Origin of the sequence: uncultured Veillonella sp., from assembly GCF_937981445.1 — a bacterium.
GTDB lineage: Bacteria > Bacillota > Negativicutes > Veillonellales > Veillonellaceae > Veillonella_A.
In genome coordinates this window covers 114,988-136,865 of sequence record NZ_CALJON010000008.1, presented here as the reverse complement: position 1 = coordinate 136,865, position 21,878 = coordinate 114,988, and the positions used below count along the sequence as shown (strand labels likewise).

17 protein-coding genes and 1 other RNA gene are annotated in these 21,878 nt (G+C 37.3%); 14 read left to right on the top strand and 4 right to left on the bottom strand.

Annotation, left to right across the window (positions count from 1 at the left end; genetic code table 11):
• Window positions 1-30: 30 nt before the first annotated feature.
• Window positions 31-1,449, bottom strand: coding sequence for a sodium:alanine symporter family protein (locus tag Q0376_RS01690; protein WP_298703392.1), 1,419 nt, complete (start codon window positions 1,447-1,449; stop codon window positions 31-33).
• A gap of 444 nt (window positions 1,450-1,893) precedes the next feature.
• Here Q0376_RS01690 and ffs point away from each other — a divergent pair.
• The 8 genes from ffs (at window position 1,894) to Q0376_RS01650 (ending at window position 11,390) form a co-directional block, all read left to right on the top strand.
• An RNA gene (ffs, locus tag Q0376_RS01685) (signal recognition particle sRNA small type) lies at window positions 1,894-1,993 on the top strand.
• Window positions 1,994-2,124: 131 nt separating this feature from the next.
• Entirely contained in the window at window positions 2,125-4,788 is a 2,664-nt protein-coding gene (gene dnaX, locus Q0376_RS01680; RefSeq protein WP_298703390.1) for a DNA polymerase III subunit gamma/tau, read from the top strand.
• Window positions 4,789-4,978: 190 nt separating this feature from the next.
• Window positions 4,979-5,305: a YbaB/EbfC family nucleoid-associated protein gene (locus Q0376_RS01675; RefSeq protein ID WP_298703388.1), complete on the top strand. Its 327-nt coding sequence runs from the start codon at window positions 4,979-4,981 to the stop codon at window positions 5,303-5,305.
• 1 nt (window position 5,306) lies between these two features.
• On the top strand, window positions 5,307-5,897 hold the full coding sequence (gene recR / locus Q0376_RS01670) for a recombination mediator RecR (RefSeq protein ID WP_298703386.1): 591 nt from the start codon (window positions 5,307-5,309) through the stop codon (window positions 5,895-5,897).
• A gap of 8 nt (window positions 5,898-5,905) precedes the next feature.
• Window positions 5,906-6,148: a hypothetical protein gene (locus tag Q0376_RS01665; RefSeq protein WP_298703384.1), complete on the top strand. Its 243-nt coding sequence runs from the start codon at window positions 5,906-5,908 to the stop codon at window positions 6,146-6,148.
• 95 nt (window positions 6,149-6,243) lie between these two features.
• Window positions 6,244-8,913, top strand: a complete 2,670-nt coding sequence (locus Q0376_RS01660; protein ID WP_298703382.1) for a 3'-5' exonuclease — start codon at window positions 6,244-6,246, stop codon at window positions 8,911-8,913.
• 104 nt (window positions 8,914-9,017) lie between these two features.
• Complete coding sequence (locus Q0376_RS01655; protein ID WP_298703380.1) at window positions 9,018-9,977, top strand: RluA family pseudouridine synthase; 960 nt, start codon at window positions 9,018-9,020, stop codon at window positions 9,975-9,977.
• A gap of 27 nt (window positions 9,978-10,004) precedes the next feature.
• Window positions 10,005-11,390, top strand: a complete 1,386-nt coding sequence (locus tag Q0376_RS01650) for an MFS transporter (protein ID WP_298703378.1) — start codon at window positions 10,005-10,007, stop codon at window positions 11,388-11,390.
• Window positions 11,391-11,486: 96 nt separating this feature from the next.
• On the opposite strand, the gene Q0376_RS01645 is transcribed toward Q0376_RS01650, so the two are convergent.
• Together Q0376_RS01645 and Q0376_RS01640 are read right to left on the bottom strand one after the other, a co-directional pair.
• The gene (locus Q0376_RS01645) at window positions 11,487-12,155 is read right to left on the bottom strand and encodes a CpXC domain-containing protein (protein ID WP_298703376.1); all 669 of its coding nucleotides are present in this window, start codon (window positions 12,153-12,155) and stop codon (window positions 11,487-11,489) included.
• A 365-nt stretch (window positions 12,156-12,520) separates the two neighbouring features.
• Window positions 12,521-13,162: a hypothetical protein gene (locus Q0376_RS01640; protein ID WP_298703374.1), complete on the bottom strand. Its 642-nt coding sequence runs from the start codon at window positions 13,160-13,162 to the stop codon at window positions 12,521-12,523.
• 855 nt (window positions 13,163-14,017) lie between these two features.
• Between Q0376_RS01640 and Q0376_RS01635 the strand changes: the two genes are divergently transcribed.
• The 6 genes from Q0376_RS01635 (at window position 14,018) to dcm (ending at window position 20,345) form a co-directional block, all read left to right on the top strand.
• Window positions 14,018-15,970, top strand: a complete 1,953-nt coding sequence (locus tag Q0376_RS01635; protein ID WP_298703373.1) for a hypothetical protein — start codon at window positions 14,018-14,020, stop codon at window positions 15,968-15,970.
• On the top strand, window positions 15,954-16,877 hold the full coding sequence (locus tag Q0376_RS01630) for a hypothetical protein (RefSeq protein WP_298703371.1): 924 nt from the start codon (window positions 15,954-15,956) through the stop codon (window positions 16,875-16,877). The genes Q0376_RS01635 and Q0376_RS01630 overlap by 17 nt, the downstream gene beginning before the upstream one ends.
• Window positions 16,878-16,905: 28 nt before the next feature.
• A complete protein-coding gene (locus Q0376_RS01625) occupies window positions 16,906-17,634 on the top strand; it encodes a DUF6339 family protein (protein WP_298703369.1) in 729 nt (242 codons plus the stop codon).
• Between the two features lie 72 nt (window positions 17,635-17,706).
• Window positions 17,707-18,552, top strand: coding sequence for a Dam family site-specific DNA-(adenine-N6)-methyltransferase (locus Q0376_RS01620; RefSeq protein WP_298703367.1), 846 nt, complete (start codon window positions 17,707-17,709; stop codon window positions 18,550-18,552).
• A gap of 123 nt (window positions 18,553-18,675) precedes the next feature.
• Window positions 18,676-18,843 carry a hypothetical protein gene (locus tag Q0376_RS01615; protein WP_298703365.1) on the top strand — a complete coding sequence of 56 codons (168 nt, stop codon included), beginning with the start codon at window positions 18,676-18,678 and terminating at the stop codon, window positions 18,841-18,843.
• A gap of 224 nt (window positions 18,844-19,067) precedes the next feature.
• Window positions 19,068-20,345 carry a DNA (cytosine-5-)-methyltransferase gene (dcm, locus tag Q0376_RS01610; protein WP_298703362.1) on the top strand — a complete coding sequence of 426 codons (1,278 nt, stop codon included), beginning with the start codon at window positions 19,068-19,070 and terminating at the stop codon, window positions 20,343-20,345.
• Window positions 20,346-20,463: 118 nt separating this feature from the next.
• On the opposite strand, the gene Q0376_RS01605 is transcribed toward dcm, so the two are convergent.
• On the bottom strand, window positions 20,464-21,837 hold the full coding sequence (locus Q0376_RS01605) for a Sau3AI family type II restriction endonuclease (RefSeq protein WP_298703360.1): 1,374 nt from the start codon (window positions 21,835-21,837) through the stop codon (window positions 20,464-20,466).
• Between the last annotated feature and the right edge of the window lie 41 nt (window positions 21,838-21,878).

Sequence of the window (21,878 nt, the reverse complement as noted above, 5' to 3'; positions counted from 1 at the left end):
TGAAGTGTTTATGGCGTTTTTGTTTTTTATTTAGTCTTGGTGCTTAGCATTTTCATGCCACCATACAATGCCATCGCGGTCAGTTAATACATCGCGGTGGAATACGGGTTCTTTGATACCTGCTTTTTTCTGTTTGAAATAGTCTAGGGTAGCCAGTTCAGATTGTTTGTTGAGTAATAAAATGGCCGTTAAGTTGGTGAGTACCATGAAGGCCATGAAGAGATCCGCTAGATTCCACACAAGATTTAAAGACGCTACACAGCCAAAGTATACCATGAAGACGACTAAGATACGGAATATGTTGAGGTACATTGGATTTTTAGTTAAATGGGCAATGTTAATTTCACCATAGTAGTAGTTGCCTACAATAGAGGAGAAGGCAAACATAAAGATGAAAATGGCCATGACACTAGGGGCCCAACTGCCTAATTGAAGGGATAAATCATGTTGTACTAAGGCGATCCCCGTAAGTCCAGAGGTTTCAAAATTACCTGATAAAAGCACGATAAAAGCGGAGGCACTACATACTAAGAAGGTATCCACGAATACCCCAAAGCTTTGGATAAGACCTTGTTTTACAGGATGACTTACATCGGCCGTGGCTGCAGCATTTGGGACGGAACCTTCGCCTGCTTCGTTGGAGAAAAGGCCACGCTTGATACCATTCATCATGGCGGCGCCAAAGAAGCCGCCAGAGGCTGCATCAAAGGAAAAGGCTTCGGTAACGATGCGATATAAAATGTGTGGTAGTTCCGTAATATGTACTAAGGTAATAAAGACAGCGGTTAAAATATAAATACCAGCCATAAGAGGCACGAACCATTCGCTAAGTTTGGCGATGCGCGCAATGCCACCGAAGATAACTAGGGCCGTAAGAATGGCTACAGTTAGTCCTACAATATGACCATTTAGCTCAAACACTTGTAAGGCCATGGAAATCGTATTAGCTTGAACGGAGTTGTAAATAAGTCCATAGGTAACACTGATTAGTACGGCAAATAGGAAGGCAAAGAAGGGACTTTTCAAGCCGGCTTTAATATAATAGGCAGGACCGCCATGGAAGCCACCTTTTTGGGAAGGAACTTTGTAAATCTGTGCCAATGTACTTTCTACAAAGCCTGTGGAGGCCCCTAGAAAGGCGATGAACCACATCCAAAATACTGCGCCAGGACCACCGAGTACGACAGCAATGGCAATACCGGCAATATTTCCAACACCAACGCGTGATGCGGAGCTAACACAGAAAGCTTGGAAGGAGGAAATGCGATTACCTTCTGTTTTTGTGCCCACACCTTCACCTAGGAGTCGGACCATTTCCTTTATTTCTCGTATTTGAATGAACTTAGTAGTAATGGAAAACCAAATACCAGCGCCAATGAGGAAGATAATAATGATATAGTCCCAAAGGAAACCAGTAATGGAACCGATTATATTGTTGAATAAATCCATATAAATCCTTTCATTAAAACGTATAGAATAGAAAAAGAAAGTAAATATTTAATAACTGTTATAATTTCCATAAAAAAAGCACAAAATATATTATACTACAAGTTTTTCGCATTCGTATAGACTGTAGAATTAAAACCGAGGGACTTTTAGCGAATTGTAGATTGGGAAATCATATTTTATACATATTGAAATCAATATGTAAGTATACTGGAGACAATGAAGATGAGAAAGGGAACATAGGGAACAAAAAGCACACAGAGAACAAAGAGCATACAGAGAACAAGGATAACATGGAAAATAAATATAACAAAGATAACAAAGATAACAAAGACCATAAAGATAATAAAGATAATAAAGAGGCTGTACTTCCTAGTATTGTATTTTTCCCTTTATTAAGATATAATGATATAGCTAGCCGTAATGCAGGACTGGATTATGGCAGTCTTGTGGGGCTTGTGCAATGGGAGCCTGTGAATCGTGTCAGGATCGAGAGATAGCAGCACTAAGCGGTCACTTCCATGTGCCACAAGGGAACCTATGAGGCTGTCATAATCGAGTGCTGCATAGGCAGAAGAAAGCAGCGGTTACCGCTGCTTTTTTTATATGTATTATTAGAATGTGACGTAGAGAGTATTAAATAGTAGTAGATGTGATGACTGTAGGAAGGAGGGGCTGATGAGTTATTTAGCTTTATATAGAAAATGGCGACCTCAAACATTCACCGATGTAGTAGGACAAAAGCAAGTGAGTGAAACCTTGATGCGGGCTATTCGGGAAGATAAAGTGGCCCATGCATACTTGTTTTCTGGACCAAGGGGAACAGGTAAGACTAGTATTGCAAAAATTTTCGCCCGTGCTATCAACTGTGAAAAAGGCCCCACTGACCATCCTTGTAATGAATGTACGAGTTGTAAGCAGATTTTAAATGGCCAGTCCATGGACGTTATGGAAATTGATGCGGCTTCTAATCGCGGCATTGATGAAATACGGGCTCTTCGTGAAAGTGTAAAATTCTTACCCGTAGAAGGACGCAAAAAAATATTCATCATTGATGAAGCCCATATGCTTACTAATGAAGCTTGGAATGCGCTTTTAAAGACCATTGAAGAGCCGCCAGATCATGTGCTATTTATTTTTGCTACTACTGAAATAGATAAATTACCTGTAACAATTTTATCTCGCTGTCAACGCTATACGTTTAGACGCATTACAGCAGAAGATATTAGTGCTCATTTATTGAAGGTGGCTCAGGCCTCTAATATATCCTTAGACCCGCAGGCAGCGCAATTAATTGCTATTCATGCAGATGGCGGGTTACGTGATGCGCTCAGCATTTTAGACCAATGTTCAGGCATGACATCTGATACGATTACGGCGAGTACCGTGGAAACTATGATTGGCTTAGTGAGCAAGGAGTGGATTATTTCCTTCTTTGATATCTTGCGTGCTGGAGATGGTGCTAATGTGTTAGTAGCCGCTAAGACAGCCCTTATGGAAGGGCGCGATAGTCGTCAAATTTTAGAAGCCCTCATAGAACATGTAAGGGCCCTCTTGATTCAAAAAGTAATGCCTAATGCGGAAGAACTAAGTTTGTATACACCCTTTAAAGAAAGTTTTACAGTACAAGCAAGTAGTGTGAGTATTGATGAATTAAACTATTATGTAAAGGAATTGCAGCAGGTCTTAAATGATGCTAAACGGGTTGATAATCCTCGTATCGTTATTGAAATGGGACTCTTAGGGCTTTGCGCGCGGGTGCAATCTGATGGGGCCGATGTGGAAGAGCGAGTTGCTGCCATCGAGCGAAATTTAGGGGCTGATCGCGATGCATTGGCTACACGTATTGCTGAATTAGAGCAAGTGGTTGAGTCCGGTAATTTTCCGGTTCACCAAGGGGCACAGGCAGGACCTATGAATGGAGCCTATACAGCGCAGCCAGTAGGTGGTTTAACAAGTCCTATGTCTGGTAACCCCGGTACTATTTTAGGAAATCAACTCCCAGGTGATGCATTAGAAAATCAGCTTCCAAGTGCTACATTAGGGAATCATCCTTCAGGCGGCGTTTTGCCAAGTGTGCCGGCTTCAGCAGGGACTATGATGAATGGCGGTACTGCTGCCGTACCTGGTATGCAGCCACCTCGCGTGCAACGTCTGGCCGGTAATGGTGCACCAACTGCTAATAATAACAGTCATACAGGGGGTAAAGCTGGTAAAGGTAAAAAGCAAATTTTATCAACCCCTGGAAATATGGCTATCATATTAGGGCAACAAGTGGTTCATCCTAGTCAATATAAAGATATATGGCAAAAAGTCATTGAGTACACAAAGAAAAAGAATTGGCAAATGACACGCAGTTTCTTTAGTATGTCTGCTATGAGTTATTTGGATGAAACTCATGCAGTGTTTGTTTTTAAGGGACCTAGCTTAATTAGTATTGCTGGCTCAGCAACGCGCTTAGGTGAAGTAGAAGAGGCTTTGCTCCATGTAGTAGGACGTCCTCTATCGGTGCAAGTAATTAGTCATAATAGTCCGACAGACCAAGGCTATCGAGAGGCGTTAAAAAATTTATTTGGTTCTGGTAGTCATCATAAAGCGAGTGGTACTCAAGGACAAGTGGCTCCAGAGGTGGCCCCTATGCACCATGGAGCGCCTTCCGCGGCAGTGTCCAGTGTAGGTCATGCTAAGGAAAACGATCTTGCTATGACTGCGCCGCTAGCTCAAGGCGAGAACTCTGTTATGGGAGCTCCACCAACTCAAGGGGGAAGCTCTGCTCTGGGTGCGCTGTCAACTCAAGGGGGAACCGCCACCATGAGTACGCCGCCAATGCAAGGCGAGAACGCTGTCATGGGAGCACCACCAATTCAAGGGACAGCAGCTCAATCTAATCATGAAATGGCAAAACAAGCCGCCTTGGCAGCACTAGCTAAGCGTAATGTGGGAACGAATTCGGGTCCTGCCTTGACCGTAAGTCCTGATTCACAGGATACGCCCTATGGACTGACTCCAGAAGCACCAGGGGCTGATATTATTGATGATTTCGGCAGTGCTCAAATTGAAGCAGGATTAGATCCTAGTAGTAATATGGTCACGATGACTACGCAGCCTAATCCACCAGCGTCGCCTATAAATACGGGGACTAATAGCAGTGATGAGATGGTGGAAGGCATCAATCGAAAGGCCTTAGAAAACCTACCTAAGTGGAGTCCTGACCAGAGCACGGAGGAGGAACGCAATAATCCTCTTTTATTAGGTGCGTTGACTACGGCCGCTGCAGAAGGCAATGATATATATGTAGAAATCATCCCTGATGAGGACGATGAGACTCCCCCTCATTCATAAACTTGAGACTGAAGCTCAGCCGTAAATCTTAGTGGGAGCGATCTATGGTCGTGGTGGCACACGGCTTATGAGATTTAAGACTGTGTGTAGCAACAATACTATGATTGAATAAAAAGGAACCTTATGACAAAGTAATCGGTTATAGGGTATAATATATAATAATTAATTGTATTTACAAGGAGGCAATCGAATGTTTAATAAAGGTATGGGCAATATGCAAGGTATGATGAAGAAAGTTCAAAAGATGCAAGCAGATATGCAAAAAATGCAGGAAGAACTTAAACAACGCACTGTAGAAGCATCTGCCGGCGGCGGTTCTGTTACAGTGGTAATGAATGGTGAAAAAGTGGTTCAATCCATTCAAATCAACCCAGCAGCTGTTGACCCAGAAGATGTAGAAATGTTAGAAGACATTATCGTATCTGCTGTGAATGAAGCAGGTCGCAAAGTAGACGATATGATGGCTCAGGAAATGGGTAAAGTAACAGGCGGCTTGAATATTCCAGGATTATTCTAATATGACAAATGCATTAGAAAAGCTCGTAGAATCATTGCGACGCTTACCAGGCATTGGGGCAAAGTCAGCGCGACGCTTAGCCTATCATTTAGTAGAATTACCAGCTGAAGAAGTGGATGATTTAGTAGAGACTATCAAGGCTGCTAAGGAAGCAACTAAACGCTGCTCCATTTGCTTCAATTTGTCCGCACAAGACCCATGTCAATTTTGTGCCAATGAACAACGAGATCATAGCACCATATGCGTGGTGGAAACATCTCGTGATGTTATGGCTATTGAGCGCAGTGGCGATTATAAAGGGGTATATCATGTACTAGAAGGTGCATTATCTCCTATTGAAGGCATTGGGGCAGAAGATATTCGCATTAAAGAATTAATTGCTCGACTTCGCGATGAAACTGTACAAGAAGTGATTTTAGCGACAGACCCTGATGTAGAGGGGGAAGCAACGGCTTTATATATAGCTCGCTTATTACAGCCTACAGGGATTAAGGTGACCCGCATTGCTCGTGGCGTACCAGTAGGTGGCGACATTGAATATGCTGATGAATTGACATTAGGCGGTGCCGTAGTGAATCGCCGGGAAATGTGAGGATTTCTATGGGTTTAGATTTTATAATACAAATTGGTGTAGGCCTTGTGGCGATTTACATGATTTTTAAAATTGCCTACTTTACTATTAAACGCGTAGCCATTCATTTAATTACAGGCTATGCGGCCTACTACATTGCAGTTAACTATTTCCATATCCCAATGGACATGGGCCTTGGCATGTGGGCATTAAGCGCTCTATTTGGGCCTATTCCTGTTATTGCTATGGCCTTATGGCAACATGGCATGTAGTTAGATATGCATATAAATTGGTAGCTACAATGGTGGCTACCAATTTTAGTATGTGCAGGAGTTAATTTGTAGTCTTGCTAGAGGAGGGTGAATTATTGGAACAGCTAAATGAATTACAGCAGCAGGTAGTAAAGACTTTAGACAAGAATATTCTGCTCCTTGCTTCAGCTGGAACGGGCAAAACAAATACATTGGCTCATCGTGTCGCACATATTATTCAAAGTGGGGCAGCTAAAGGTGAAGACATTCTTTGTCTAACTTTTACGAATAAGGCTTGCCGGGAAATGAAGGAGCGCATTCTTTCTATTGTAAGTGCTAAGGAGTCGCCACAGACTAAGAGCAAGGACATAGGCTCTCACGCTGAGCAGGCTGAGACGGTAGATACTAAGGTCGTCTCCATGGCGGAAGCGGCGCGTGCGGTAGAAGTGAGCACATTTCATAGTTTTTGTTATAAAATTTTGCAAGAAGAAAGCAAGCGTGATGAGAGCTTATATGCAGATATGGCCATTTATGATGAGGAAGATTGCGATGAACTCTTAGCGCCCTTACGGCCTATGAGCATGAAAGCCTTTGCCTATGCGGGGCTCATTAGTTTTGTCAAAGAATATCGTTCCTTATATGGGTATTATAGTGATGACAGCGCCGCTGATTATAAAGCAACCATTGCTCGTCTTAAGAAGGAAAAGTATAAAGAATTAGAAGGATTTTTTGGTACGGGGCAATTATTACAACATGATTTTCAGGAATTTATTCTTCATGGTTACGAACAATTAGTAGCCTATGAACAAAGCTTAGGTCAGCTTCATGGCGTTGATTTTACTGATTTGATTACAGGCGTACATCGCTTATTTCAAAATCCAGTCATTTGCCAGCGCTGGCGTGAACGCTATTCCTATATTTGCGTAGATGAAATGCAAGATACGAGTGATTTGGAAGGTCTTGTTATGAAGCAATTATGGCCAGGAAATCATATCTTGCTGTGCGGTGATTATTTTCAGACTATTTATGAATGGCGTGGCTCCAATCCAGAAGAGTTCTTAGCCATGTATGAGGCGGAATTCAATCCAGAAATTATTGTATTTTATGAGAATTATCGAGCCAATCGCCATCTTTTTGATGCGTCCTTTACTGTACTACAGAATATGTTTCCTAGCTTAATCAGCAAATTTTATAAAAAGGCCCCTTATGCGGCCAGTGAAGACGAAGGCAAACCGATTGTAGTCCATCAGGCGCCTACAGAGTGGAAAGAAGGGGCATTTATTTTTGATACAATCCGTAGTTTACCTAAAGAGGCCTCTGTAGGGGTACTTGTGCGGGTTAATAAGCAGGCACAAAATTTGAGCCATTTCTTTGAAAATCTCAATATGAAATTGTCTCCTGAAGAGCGGCGAGACTTTATGATTATTGATGAATTTAAATTTTTCCGCCGCCAAGAGATTAAAGATGTGATGGCCTATTTTAAACTGCTCCTTAATCCGAATGATGCATTAAGTGTGAAGCGTCTTGTAAAACGGTATGTATCAGGGATTGGTGAGGCTCGTATAAAAGAATTAGAAAGCGAAGCCGTTAGAACATTAGGACTTCGACTTACTGATTTTTTAGATATGCAAATTTTTGAACGAGAACCCTATGATCATTTAATTCAGGGCCTTGCCAACGGGCAGGTTATTATCTATGATGTGGAAAGTACGGGTACCGATACAACGCGTGATGAAATTATACAAATTGCGGCATATCGCATGAATCCCGATGGCTCAGAGGGCGAGATATTTGAACGTTTCATTCGTCCTACTAAGTCAGTGGGCCGCTCTGCCGAGGTGCATGGGTTTACTGATGAAATTTTAGCTGAGCGCGGTGAGCCAGCTGAGGTGGTATTAAAAGATTTCTTAGAATTTACTAAAGGCGCTATTATTGTAGGTCATAATGTGAGCTATGATGTGAATATTTTTACTAGCGAATTGCACCGTCATAAGTTAGGCCGTCCGGAATTTGCCGCCGTATATGATACATTGGACATGTTTAGGCGCTTTTACCCGCGACTACCTAATCATAAACTGGGCTTTTTGAGCGAGCACTTTCCTATTAATCATAAGCCAACCCATAATGCGATGGACGATATTCGCGCGACAGGCTTATTGTTGCGCTATATTTTAAAGGAAAATATTGTGCCTACAGTGGACCAAAGACGAGCCCTTATTGTGCGTTATAAAGGGGCCTTTGGAACTATTGCGTCTCAAATGACCACCTTACGACGCAAGAGTATGACAGAAAAACCAACTAAATTATTGGCCTATATTATGAATGATATGGGCGTCATTGAGTACTATAAAGGCCGTCATGAAGTAGAACGGGTAGAACATATTCGCGACTTGTATCGCATACTGTTAGACTTAGAAGTGACTAATGAAGCGTTAGGTGGGCGCGATTGTTTGCAGCGGATTTTAGAAGAGGCCGCGCTTACAGCTGGTGAGCCAGATCGACGGATTAAAAATAGTACGCGTATCCCTATTATTACCATTCATCAGGCCAAGGGGAGCGAATTTGACTATGTCTTTTTAGCGGGCATGACAGATAATAATTTTCCTAGCTTTTATGCCTTAAAAGAAGGGCGCTTATCAGAAGAGCAGCGCCTCTTTTATGTAGCCTTAACAAGGGCGAAAAAAGAGCTTTACATTTCGTATAGTAAAACCGGTGGCCCTTATAATAGAGAAACTACGCCTAGTCGATTTTTGAAATACTTGCCTTCTGATGTGGTGTATGATTGAGGATATTATATGGAAGGTAAAGTAAAGCCTAGTAAAGTCTAGCAAAGCATAGTAAAGCCTAGTAACGCATAGTATAAAATCTTTGATAAAAAGGAGGTGTCCGTATGGCGAGAAAAACATACCGGCCTGATGATATTTGCTTTTTGTTTTCTTCTTTAGATCAAGAAGCCGGGGTTAGTTCTGTAGGCGAATGGTTAGATGCGAAGCGCATGTCTCGGGGCGCCATGAAGAAACTCTTTGAAGAAAAGCTTGTTTTATTAAATGGCAAGAAGACCAATCCAAAAGCAACTGTTACTATTGGGGATGAATTGCGTCTACAAATGCCGAAGGAAAAATTAGACCATGAACCTATAGGAATGGACCTAGATGTACTATATGAGGATGAAGATCTTCTGGTGTTACATAAACCTGTGGGCATTACTGTGAATTCAGAGGGGCAAGTTTCATTGGCTAATGGAGTGGCTCAATATTTTAAAGAACAAGGAATTAAACGGAAAGTTCGCTTTTTGAATCGCCTAGATCGAGACACGTCAGGCTGTATTGTTATAGCAAAAAGTGCTGTGGCTCAAGCATTTTACCAGCAGCAAATGGAAGAGCAAATTTTTGAAAAATGGTATCATACTAAAGTCGAAGGCCTTTTGGAAGGCACACGCATTATTGAACTTCCTATGAAGCGTGGTGATGATGGAATCCATCAGGTGGTCAGTGAAGATGGTAAAATGACGCGCACTGCTTATAAGGCAGAGGCTGTATACCGACTCGAACCCATTGGTGAGGGTTGGCTAGAGCGAAAAGTAGAAGAGCAAGAGCTAAGCGATTTAAATGATGAAGTGAAAGCGCAGCTCATAACGCATGTAGATATTCGTCTCTATACGGGTAAGACCCATCAAATTCGTGTAACCATGGCCCATTTAGGTCATCCGTTAGTGGGTGATGCACTATATGGTCATAAATTGCCAGGACAGACCTATTCACTTGTGGCAAAACGGATTGTTTTTACATCCCTTCGTACGGGGCAAGTAGTGGTTGTAGAGGCAAATTGTAACAGGGAAGATACGAATTGAGTTAATTTTATTTATAGGAGAAAGACTATGAAAGCCTTGAATTTTACACGTACTCAAGTGTTAGTCTTAGCAACTATATGGTTGTCATTTTTGCTTAGCTTTGTAGTGCGCCTATCTTGGTCTACGTTGATGCCTATTGTAAATGAAGCGATGCAATTTACGCCGCTGCAAGGGACGAGTTATGTAACGGCCTTTTATATCGGTTATGCCCTTATGGTACTACCTGGAGGCATTATTGCAGATCGCATTGGCTATCGTAAGACGATTTTATTTAGTTTATTTTCCATGGCCCTTATTACGGGCCTGATGAGTACAATCACAAGCTATACCATGGGCTGGGTATTGCGCCTTTTATTAGGGCTTGTATCAGGGCCGGTGCAATCCTCTTGCTTGAGTGCTATTGGGGACCATTTTAGTAATTTCCAACGAGGCACGGCAGTGGGCATTTTTATGTCTTGTACATCTTTTGGGATTTTTACGGTTAATTTATATGCCCCTACTGTAGCGACTCATTATGGTTGGCGTATGGCGTTTTTAGTGACTGCCATATTGCCTTTACTTGTATTAGGCATGAGCTATTTTACTTTGGTGAGAGCTAAAAAAGCAGACCATGAAATAGGGCAAGTTATTAGTGAGCGCCCGGCTCGCACCGTCCAAAACATGAATGGGGCTTATGCCGTGAAGGGCGGTGAAGGTGTTACGACACAAAAACTGTTGGAAAGTCCTGCAGAGCAAAGAACATTTGGAGATGGTGCTGAAAAATCGTCTGTATCAGTTGGTGCTAAGCAGCGACGGCCAGAAGATATTGTAGGTACTTCGGAATCGACCTTGTGGAATAATTTAAAATACTTATTAACGAACCGTAATATTATGCTCTTAGCCATTACGGGGTTCTTTGCTACTGGCACTACCTGGGGCGTAACAAATTGGACTAATTTGTATATGGTAAAAAATTTAGGTGTTACATCTATTTTTGCCGGATCTGTTATGACCATTTATGGGTTAGCGGCCCTTATGGTAAAACCTACGATTGGTATTTTATCAGATATGCTGCCTATCAAAAAAAATCACTTAGCCGCCATTTGTCTTTTCTGCTTTGGACCAGCCTTGATTTTATTTGCCAGCACAATCAATCCTCATATGCTCTATGTAACAGGGGCTATTCTAGGGATCGGGGCCTTTATGTATAGCCCGTTGACCAATGCCTTAGTCGTGCAATCCGCACCAAGCCATTTGCGTGGTACCACAGCAGGCTTTGTCAATCTATTTAATCAAATGGGCTCTATTACAGCACCGATGATTTTGGGAAGTATCTTGGCCTATACAGGTCATTACCAAACGGCTTTGTATACTATATCTGTGTTCCCTGTTGTGGGATCGATTGTGTTGTTGTTTGTGAAGTTGAAGAAGTAGATAAAGTAGTTAAAGTACTTAAAGTACTTAACTCGTAATCTACTGATTTATATAAAAAAAGTCCTCCTACTTTGGTAGGGGGACTTTTTGTTTAAATTATTTTAATACCTCATACGTACGCATAATTCTTGTAGCCCAATCGGTGTCTATGACTGTTTTTTGACGTTCTTCTTCAGGTAATAAGTCGACTGTTTTAGCGATGTCTTGGTAGATTTCATTTGAAATAGGAACAGCAAAATCGTCATTACTGTTTTCACATACAAAATATAAGGACGGGCCATGAGTTGCTTCATTAATAAAGAGTATATCATTGAAGTTAATGGTAGGGTCTTGGGTTTCCTGCATAACAGCGTAGATAATTTTTACAATTTCTATAGTGCAATCATCAAAACCAGCGTCGAAAATGGTAGCTTTTTCACTTAAGGCACGGCGTGATGTAACGGCACGAATTCGATAGCCTTGAGAAGCCATGTATTCTTTTACAATATCAGGGCCATTTAACAAATTTTTGATTAATTCTTCGAGCTCATGGGCATCAGAATTATATTGGACCATTAAATGATTGGTCATATCATGATAGAGCAGTGGATAGTCTAAGCTGCCTTTAGCTTGGCAATGGGGGCAAGTATAATCAAATAAGTGTCCATGAATTAGTTGCTCTTTGGCTTCGGGGTCAAGGTCTCCATTTAGACTATCCCAAGCGCTTACTTCAAACTCTTTATGACATACGGGGCAGGCAGCGTGCTTTGTTTGACGAATAGACATGATAACCTCCTTAAAAGTGGTGTTTTTATTTTGTCATCAACAGAGGATGGCTATAGATGTAGCGAGTAGATATAGATTACAGATATAGCTTACAGGTAATAGTTCGAAGATGACAGTCTAGATGATACATTACTAATTTTATTATAACATGAGAAATATGTTGAAAAGATTTTGAAGCGGGGAAATTATATAACGTAAAACATGAAATAAGGAATAAGAAATGAGAAATAAGAAATGAGAAATAAGAAATGAGAAATAAGAAATAAAAAAAGAGCAATGGTATAAAACCATCGCCCTTTTTTGTTAGGTATGAGGATGTGCATGTTTTACATGCGACTAATTCATAATTTTACTGTGCTAGTTGATTAGAAAGTTTTAGACACATTGTCTTTAATCAAACGTTCTTCAACAGCTTTTTTGTCTTTATCTGGTTCTACTGGTGTAGTAGCATCAGTATTTTCGATAATAACGTCAGCTTTTTTTACTTCTTCTTTGCTTTGTTGTTTAGCATTTTGCCAAGTGGAAGCAATTTTAGCGTCTTCAGCTTTCTTTTCTACTTGTTGAGCTGGAGTTAACACTGTATCAGGTTTTTCTTTTAAACGTTGGTTGCGGTCAACTAAGTTAGCTACCACGTTTTTCAAAGCTGCATCCATACCATTTGCTTGGATAGTACGGGATACTTTACCTTCAAGGTTTTGTACACTCATAGGTTCTTCGCTGTTGTTACGATATACGTCATGGTCATAAGTGTAAAGAGTGTTATTAGCGAAGTCTAATTTATAGAAGTTGATTTCAGTAAGACCAGTATTTGGGTTTACTGAAGAAGTTTTTACATCAGCTACGTCAGTATTTACGTCATAGTTTAAAGAGTCTAATAATACGCGACCAGTTTGATCTGCATCAGAGTAGTACCAGTACCATTGATCAGCTGGTAATGTTTTAGCAGATGCTACGCCTGCGATTGTAGAGAAAGCAACACCTAAGATTAATAATTTTTTTAAATTCATAGTAAGCAACTCCCTTTTCTTTTGGTTAAATCGAATAATATCAATCTATGTTTATATAATACCATACTTTGGGTAGGAATTCAAGGGTTAAATAAAATTTAATTGCTTATCATTTAATTAAGCGCTCTACTTTTTTGCTTTTAAAATAACTAAGCCTAAAGCTTAAAAATGAGAAGCTATCCTAGCAAAGTACAGAATCTTATAAAACTAATCATAGTATATATTACTAGTGTGAATACAGTATGATGGAAGGGGAGATTTGGGTGTAGAGGGGGATTTAATAAATATAGTTTATATTAATTGATACTTTTTATACGTTAATATACTTGTATATAAAGAAAGTCAGCAGATGATTTATGAAGGTGATTATAAAGTAAATCGTGATATAGAAGACTGCCATTCAAGAGACTACATGAGAAAATCTTGTTGGGATGATATAAAAACACGAGAAACTTGTTTTAAATATTGGAAAAAAAGTAAATTAGATAAACTAATAGTAAAATATAGACTTTTATTTTAATGTATAGTAAATATTTGCAAAAATAAACACAATATTTGACAAATATTGTGTTTATTTTTGTATATTTAGATTAATAAATAGTTTGTCTTATAAGAAGGTGTAGTATGGAAAAAAACGTGAAAATTTCATTCGATTAGCTGAAGGTAGAACGAATAAAATTATTCATACATTGCGATTATTAGGGAATTTAGCTAATACATCGAATTATGAATACACAGATGAGCAGGTAAACATTATATTTAGTGTGATTGAAAAAGAAGTTAGAGTACAAAAAGGTAAATTTAAGTTATCATCTGCAACTAAGAGAAAAATATTTAAATTATAAAGGGGAAAAAATGAATACAACTGGTAAATGGTATTTTCCAACTAATAACTATGGCATGTCTAATGGACTAGATACAGCAGATATGGAAATATTTAAAAAGGATCCTGATGGGAGTTTGGCTCGGGAAATTTGTCAAAATTCAATTGATGCGAGAACGAATTATGATGGAATTGGCTCTGCTAAAGTAATTTTTAAAACTTTTTTAGTTAGTACTTCTAATATTCCTGGCGTGGAGTTATTGAAAGAAGAAATTTCTAAGTGCTTAGCTTATTCTAGGAGTGGGGCTAGAAAAGATATAGATGCTTTTGAGAAAATGCAAGAACTTCTCAAAAGTGATTCTATCAAATGTTTGAGGATAAGTGATTTTAATACTATGGGACTTAGAGGTATTAAGACAGGAAAGAGAGGTACCCCTTTTTTTAATTTGACTAGAGGTGCTAGTAATTGTAATAAAGGGGCTGGAAATGGGGGCTCTAAAGGAATTGGCAAATTTGCTTCATTTGTTGTAAGTGGGTTAAATACTGTATTTTATTCTACTGTAGTATCTGCTGATGAATATGGATATATTGGGGTTACTAAATTATCATCGCGGCCATTATCGATGGATTCGTATATAGTTGATGAATATGATATTGAAAATGATGATAAAGATGATGGGGAATCAACTCAGGGAAATGGCTATTTTGCTAGTTCAGAAAAGCACACGGCAGTATTTGAACATTTAAATTTAGATAAAGATTTTATAAGGAATGAGGAAAGGGGAACTGATGTATATATTCTTGGATATGATGATAGTGATGATTGGAAAACAAGAATTATAGGTAAAGTCCTTGATAGTTTCATGGGGGCGTTTTTGTTAGATGGATTTGAAGTGGTAGTTGAAGATGTAACAATAAATAAAGATAGTATAGAAAATATTATTAATGATAGTATATTTAAAGATTTATGGTCTGAAGACTTGTATAATTCAATTAGGTCCCAATATGAGCTTTTGAAAAATGGATTAGACGAATTAGAGGAAAAGGAAATCGAAGGTTGTGGAACTATTCGTTTGGGACTTTTGCGTTATGATAAAAGTAATCGTAATTTATCTACGAAAAAATGTGATTTCATTAGATATCCTTATATGAAAATAAAATCATATAGAAAGCAATCAGTATTAGATTATTCGGCAATTTGTGTTATTGGGAATAATTGTTTGAATGAATTTTTGAGAAGTATAGAAAATCCAGAACACACGGATTGGCAAATAGAACGTTTGAAAAATGATAAGGCATTATATAAGAAAGGGAATAAGACGATTAAAGTAATACGAGAAGTTGTGGCTCGATATATTGAGGAAAAGCTGATAGATGGATTTGGGGAGCAAACGGATGCAACAGTAGCAAATGACATACTTCCTGATCTTTCAACAAAATCCGGTGATGGTAATATGGTTAAAGAAAAACAAGTTGTGAGGAAAATAAAAATTAATAATACAGGGGAGCGTGTGACAAGTAGAAGTAAGCAAAAAGGTAGCTTGGAAGTAATGGAAGGTGGTAGAGAAATCTCACAGGGAATTAAAAATAATAATCGTAGAAATAAAAAGAAAAAAAGTAAAATAAATCAGAGAAACGTGACTCATGCCAATGCTAGAGCTAAGAATAATGGGAATGGTATTTACTTGGAGAAGATGAAATGTAGGCATATTTATAATGAAAATAAAGGAATGTATGATATTGTATTTACATCATTATACGATGTAAATAGAGCAGATATCTATGTAACTGAGTGTGGAAATAGTTCGGACACATATGATGTTGATATAGTAGATGCATATGTAAATGGAAATAAGTGTAAAGTAAGGAACGGTGTGATTGCAGGGATTAAGTTAGAAAAAAATAAGAATTATAAAATTTCTTATATTCCTGTTGAGTTACGACGCTTTGCTGCAGAGGTGAGGATATATGCAATTCAAGAATAGACTGTTTCCTTATCCAACACTTAATAGAAATTTAGGTTTGAGTGAGTTTAAGGAAGGTATAAATTTTAGACTTATAGTAAATGATAGCCATGACAATAGTATTAATTTGATTGAGGGAGATGAATATTTAATTTTAAAAGATGTATTTTATGAAATAAATGATTTAAAGATTATTAGGCTAATTGAGGCGGGGGCTGTTAAAGGCACACTTGTAGTTGAATGCTCTAGTACAGTATATAGATATAGTGTAAGTATTTCAAAAGATCCAATTGACGTAAAAATACCAATTAATTGTTTGAATGGAATAGTTGAGATTTTAGCATATTTAACAGTTGTAGCCAATCAAATCGACTTCAATAATGAAAATTTTGTAGATGAATATAAAGGATATAAATTTACTTTAAGTAAGTATGATACTATCGCATTAGATGATGGATTTACTTTTAATGTAGAATTTGAAGAGAGAGATAGTAGTTCGTATGAATCAATATTTTTAATAATGAAAAATATGAGTGAAGAAGAGGCTGTTGTTGGGTATGAAATAGGAGATACTAAAATACGAATTAGTCTGCCGGTAGAAAGTTATGCTTATTATTCAAGCTTGCAAAATACTCCAAAACTAAAATATATTTTGCTTTCGAGTGTAATATTTCCAGCGTTGATGCATGCGTTGGGTGATGTGAAAGAAAAATTGAGTGAAGAGTCAAATTGTTATGAGAATTTAAAAGAACAATATTTGTGGTTGGACTCTATTGAAAAAAGTTATTATGAAAAAACTAATCGGAGTTTAGAAGAGGCTCTTCTTTTTCAAGAGTCAGTAGCTGGATTAGCACAAATTATATTAGATAATCCAATAAATAAATCTTTGAAAAATTTGTGTAAAATGGCACTATCAGTTGAGGAGTAGGGGTATGAAAACAATTAACATTAGCTTCATGGCAGAAGATACTTTTTATACTATAAAAGATAATATTGCACATTTAAAGGACAACTTTATTAAATATCCCGAAGATTCTAGTTGGATAGAGACGTTAACTAATAATTCGACGTATAATAAAAAGCCTTTTAAGATGATTGATTTTGAGTTAAAGGTACCAAAAGATTTTAATGATAGAAAAGCCGAAATGGAAAACTCTAAAATTCTATATGAAGCGTTGAAGGATGTGCCACCATTTATATTGGCAAATAAATTATTTTGGGCATGGTTATTATTTGATAAATGCTATAAAGTCGCATTAATTATGATGCAGTCCAAAAAGGCCACTACATTTAATAATCAATGGCTAGGGGCGGATACGGATAGGAGAGGATTGTTCTTTGGGATACTATCTAGAATGTATTATAGAGTGGCATTAACTATTGATGAAAGTTTAAGTAATAAGTATGAGTTAACTGATTATATACTCGAAAATCCTTTGCGTTATAGGGAGATTAGCTGGCGAAATATAGCAAGTTGTCGACATATTGTGAGAGGTTTTGTCAGAGGGATTAAAACCGTTAATGAAACTTATACATTTCGGGAAAAAGGGTCGTATTATGCAGTATTAGCCAAAGATTTATCTCGTTTTGGAAGTGTTAAGCTATTGGATATAGTTGAAGAGAATGATATAAAATCTCATATTATTTTATGTTATATAAAGTTGTTAAAGGAAAAAAAGTTTTAAAATAACCTTTGCAGAGTGAGTTCAATACGATATAATTAGATATTAAGTAATTCTAATTAGGAGTCGATTGATATGAAGCCTTTTGTAAAATGGGCAGGGGGAAAAGGCAGATTAGCGCCTAGACTAAGTTTATTATTACCTCCTGTCTATAATAGATACATAGAGCCGTTTTGTGGTGGAGCTGCACTGTATTTTTATTTAAGACCAGAACAGGCAATTCTAAATGATAAAAATAGAGCATTAATTAACTGTTATAATCAAATAAAGTATAGAGTTGGTTATGTTATTAAATACTTAAATCAATTTACAAAAGAGCATAATCAGTCTGAAAGTAGTGAAGTTTTTTATTATAAAAAAAGAGCATATTTTAATTACGTCATGGAGAAAACAAAGCTGAAAGGAAGTTTAACAAGTTATGATGCAGCGGTAATGATTTACTTGAATAAAGCAGGCTTTAATGGCATGTATCGAGAAAACTCAAAAGGGAGGTATAATATTCCTTTTAGTAAACGCAAGACCATCAATTTGTTTGATGAGAAAAATTTGCGAGAATGTTCACAACAATTACAGTTAACAGAAATTCAATGTGGTGATTATCTAGATGTGTTAGAACAAGCTCTTGAAGGTGATTTTGTATTTATTGATAGTCCTTATTTTAATACGTTTAATACATACCAAGCTGGCGGATTTTTGGAAAAAGATCATGAAATGATTGCTAGACGATTTGAGGAATTAACTGATAGAGGGGTATATTGTATGCTTACTAATAGTGATGAGGAATACATACAAAATTTATACAATAATGAAAGATACTACACTACGAAGATTTTAGTAAAAAGATATATTAGTTGTGATGGAAATAAAAAAGATGTCAATGAATTAATAGTTACAAATTATCCAATAAGATATGATGTTTAGAGAGGATGAACGGATCCTCTCTTTTTATATAAAGCTATTACGTAAAAAGCTGTTGATCATATACTTATTTTATATTACAATTAAATAAGTATATGGAGTTTTATTGTTTAGGAGGATGGACATATGAAATATAAAAGTGAATTAGAGCAAATGATGAAAACTGATTACGAGGCATTTTGTAAGGCCTTATTTAGTATTGAACTATCTATAACTGATGAGGGGGTATTAGACAAGAAATACCAAAATTATATGAAGCATGATGAAATTACATTACTTAATGAGTTTATATAGTACTATTAGAGTCAATTCATAGGAGTCTATAAGATTTTGCCAAAGTTTATAGGTGCTATATGTTATAATGTTTTAGAACCGCTGTGCTTATAAAATGAGTTTTATAATAACAATACTGGTTATATTAATTTTAGGTTTAAGCATGCGTGTTGGCTAAATAAAGAGTATATCACTGAGGTCATTAGTGATGTTTTCGAATAGACTAAAAGGAGTTAACGAATTTAATGAAATTGACTGTAGCAGAGCTTTTTGCTGGTGTTGGTGGCTTTAGGGTAGGGCTCAATCATATTACTGGGATTGATGAAAATCAAAAGGCCATTGAAAATGGTTCATGGGATTTTGTTTGGGCCAATCAATATGAGCCAGCAACAAAAGAGCAACATGCTTTTAATTGTTATATAACACGGTTTGGAGAGAATAACCATTCCAATATAGATATACATCTAGTGGATAAAGATACGATTCCAGAACACTCTTTGTTAGTTGGTGGATTTCCGTGTCAAGATTATTCTGTTGCTCGTTCTTTGTCTAATGAGCAGGGGATAGAGGGAAAAAAGGGGGTACTATTTTGGGATATTAAGGATGTACTACTTGCCAAAAATCCCCCATTTGTTTTGTTGGAGAATGTTGATAGATTGTTAAAATCTCCCGCTAGTCAGCGTGGACGTGATTTTGCAATTATGCTAAAAACTTTTGATGAATTAGGGTATTTTGTTCAGTGGCGTGTTTTAAATGCTGCTGAGTATGGCATGCCTCAAAAAAGACGACGCGTATTTATATTTGCGTATAAAAAGAGCTTACAGTATGCAAGGCCATATGCTAGCATTGAGCTAATAAAGAATGAAGAAGCTGATAATAAATCATTGCTTCTAGGTGGTTTATTAAATACAGTATTTCCTATACGGCTACTGGAAAAAATTCAACTAACAAATTTAGATGAATATGCAACTGTTTTAGATGTATCAAATTCATTTAAAAATGGTAAATTTTTAGATACCGGTATTATGATTAATGGGCAGGTAATACATTCTAAACTTGAAGCTATTACTGAAGCCATATACCCGCTAAAAAAGGTACTTTTAGAGGCAAGTGATGCGTATGAGAATAAAGAAGCATTTGCTGTTGATGCGTCAAAACTTGATAAATGGAAATATTTAAAAGGTGGTAAGAAAATAGAGCGTACGGCAGCTAATGGACATACCTATATTTATAGTGAAGGGGCTATGGCGTTTCCTGAAAAAATGGAAGAGCCAGCACGGACTATGTTAACAAGTGAAGGCACTTTAAATAGATCATCACACATAGTTTTTGATGACGAGTTACAAGAATATAGAATTTTAACACCTGTAGAGTGTGAATTGATTCAAATGTTTCCTAAAAATTGGACTAATACTATGAATAATCGTAAACGTTATTTTATGATGGGGAATGCATTAGTGACAGGTATTATTAGTAGATTGGAGCCCGTGTTACGGGAGATTATTAGTAATGAACCTCGATAGGTACATTGTATATGGTAAATAAAAAAGGCCCTTAAGGGCCTTTTTTATTTCTTAAATTTAGAAGTGTATTTGGATTAAAGTTTTGAGTCTAAAAGGAAGTATAGATAGTCCTATGCTATTATTTTACAATGTTGGCAACATAGTCGCGATTAAGCCAATAACATTGTTTTGTTATCTCTACACCATTAGGACCTGGTAAAAGGACTTTATCTGCCGCATTTATAGCTTTAGGGCGAATATGGCAAACTGGGTTATCTTTAGCACCAGGGAGATTATTTTTTATGCCACGAGAAGTAGGCGTTAGTATAACACCATCTTTTACAATCTGCCGGGTATTTTCCCATAGTTCTCTTAAATTCGATTGGATTGTGCTTTCTGGCATATTCCATAATAGGACTTTTTTTAGATAGAGTGGACGAGATTTTTTAGGTTTAAACGCTTCTTTAAATTCAAAAACAACAAAAAGAAATTTTGTGTACTCAAATTTCTCATAAAATTGGGAGTTTTCCCACGAATCATTTATAAGTCGGTTAAAGTCTATTTGCTCAAAAGACATGTGCTCTTTTGGAGTTCCATTAGGTTCTAGACGAATGGTTTTGAATTGAATGTTGGCCTTTTGAAACTCCGCAATATCTTCTACGTATGTTCCTTTTACGCCTAATATCATGCTAGTTAATTTAGCAACTTCACTTTTATTGTTAGAATTTAATTGATAGTTAAATTGATTGCTTATCTCTTCTAAGCTTAATCCATAATAGGGCGCAAAGCGCTCCTCTAAAATATCATTAAGCGATTTGCGTTTTAATTCGCTAGCAGTGGTTAAAGCTATAGCAGCTTCTTGATTTAACATGCTTCGTGCAAAGGCTGTAATATAAGAAGGCTTAAGAGAAAAGGCGCGTTGTTTAGCTTTAACCGGAGAAAAAGGTTGGTCTCTAACGGTATTTTTATTACTACCCTTTGTACAAGCCGCTAGATATAAAGTATCACTTTCTGATAATTCATCAGCTTTTCCGGCTTTAATCTTATCAATAATACATTGCCAATCATTTTTTATAATTAGTAAATCTTCGGAAGAAAATTGATGCAACAATGACTTTAAGATTTTGTAGTCACCTCGAGATAGAGATTCTTGCCAAAGATAAAACATGATAAGTAATTTTTCATTTTTCTTCCAAAACGAAGAGGTTTCAAAGGAATGCTTATATTCTTCCATATAATTAATAATATTTAAGACAAGTCGTTCCTTGGCTTGTAACTGATTTTTCTTGTTTAGTTTTAGTGGCGTTACCTTTAGCTCTACGCCTAATTCAGCAAAATCAGCCTCGTTGCGGCTGTTTAAGTCATACTTAAAGAGCCCTTCTTCAATAATTTGGCCTAAACCGCCTTTATTTCCTTTTGAGTCGAGACGGTGGTGTATGTCATATTGTTTAAATGAAGTGCCTTCAGCAATTTGAGCAACCTGTAAGACTTCATCAATTGTTTTATACTTCATAGCTAATCTCCTTGTAGTCATTAGTTGATTTTAGTATAACA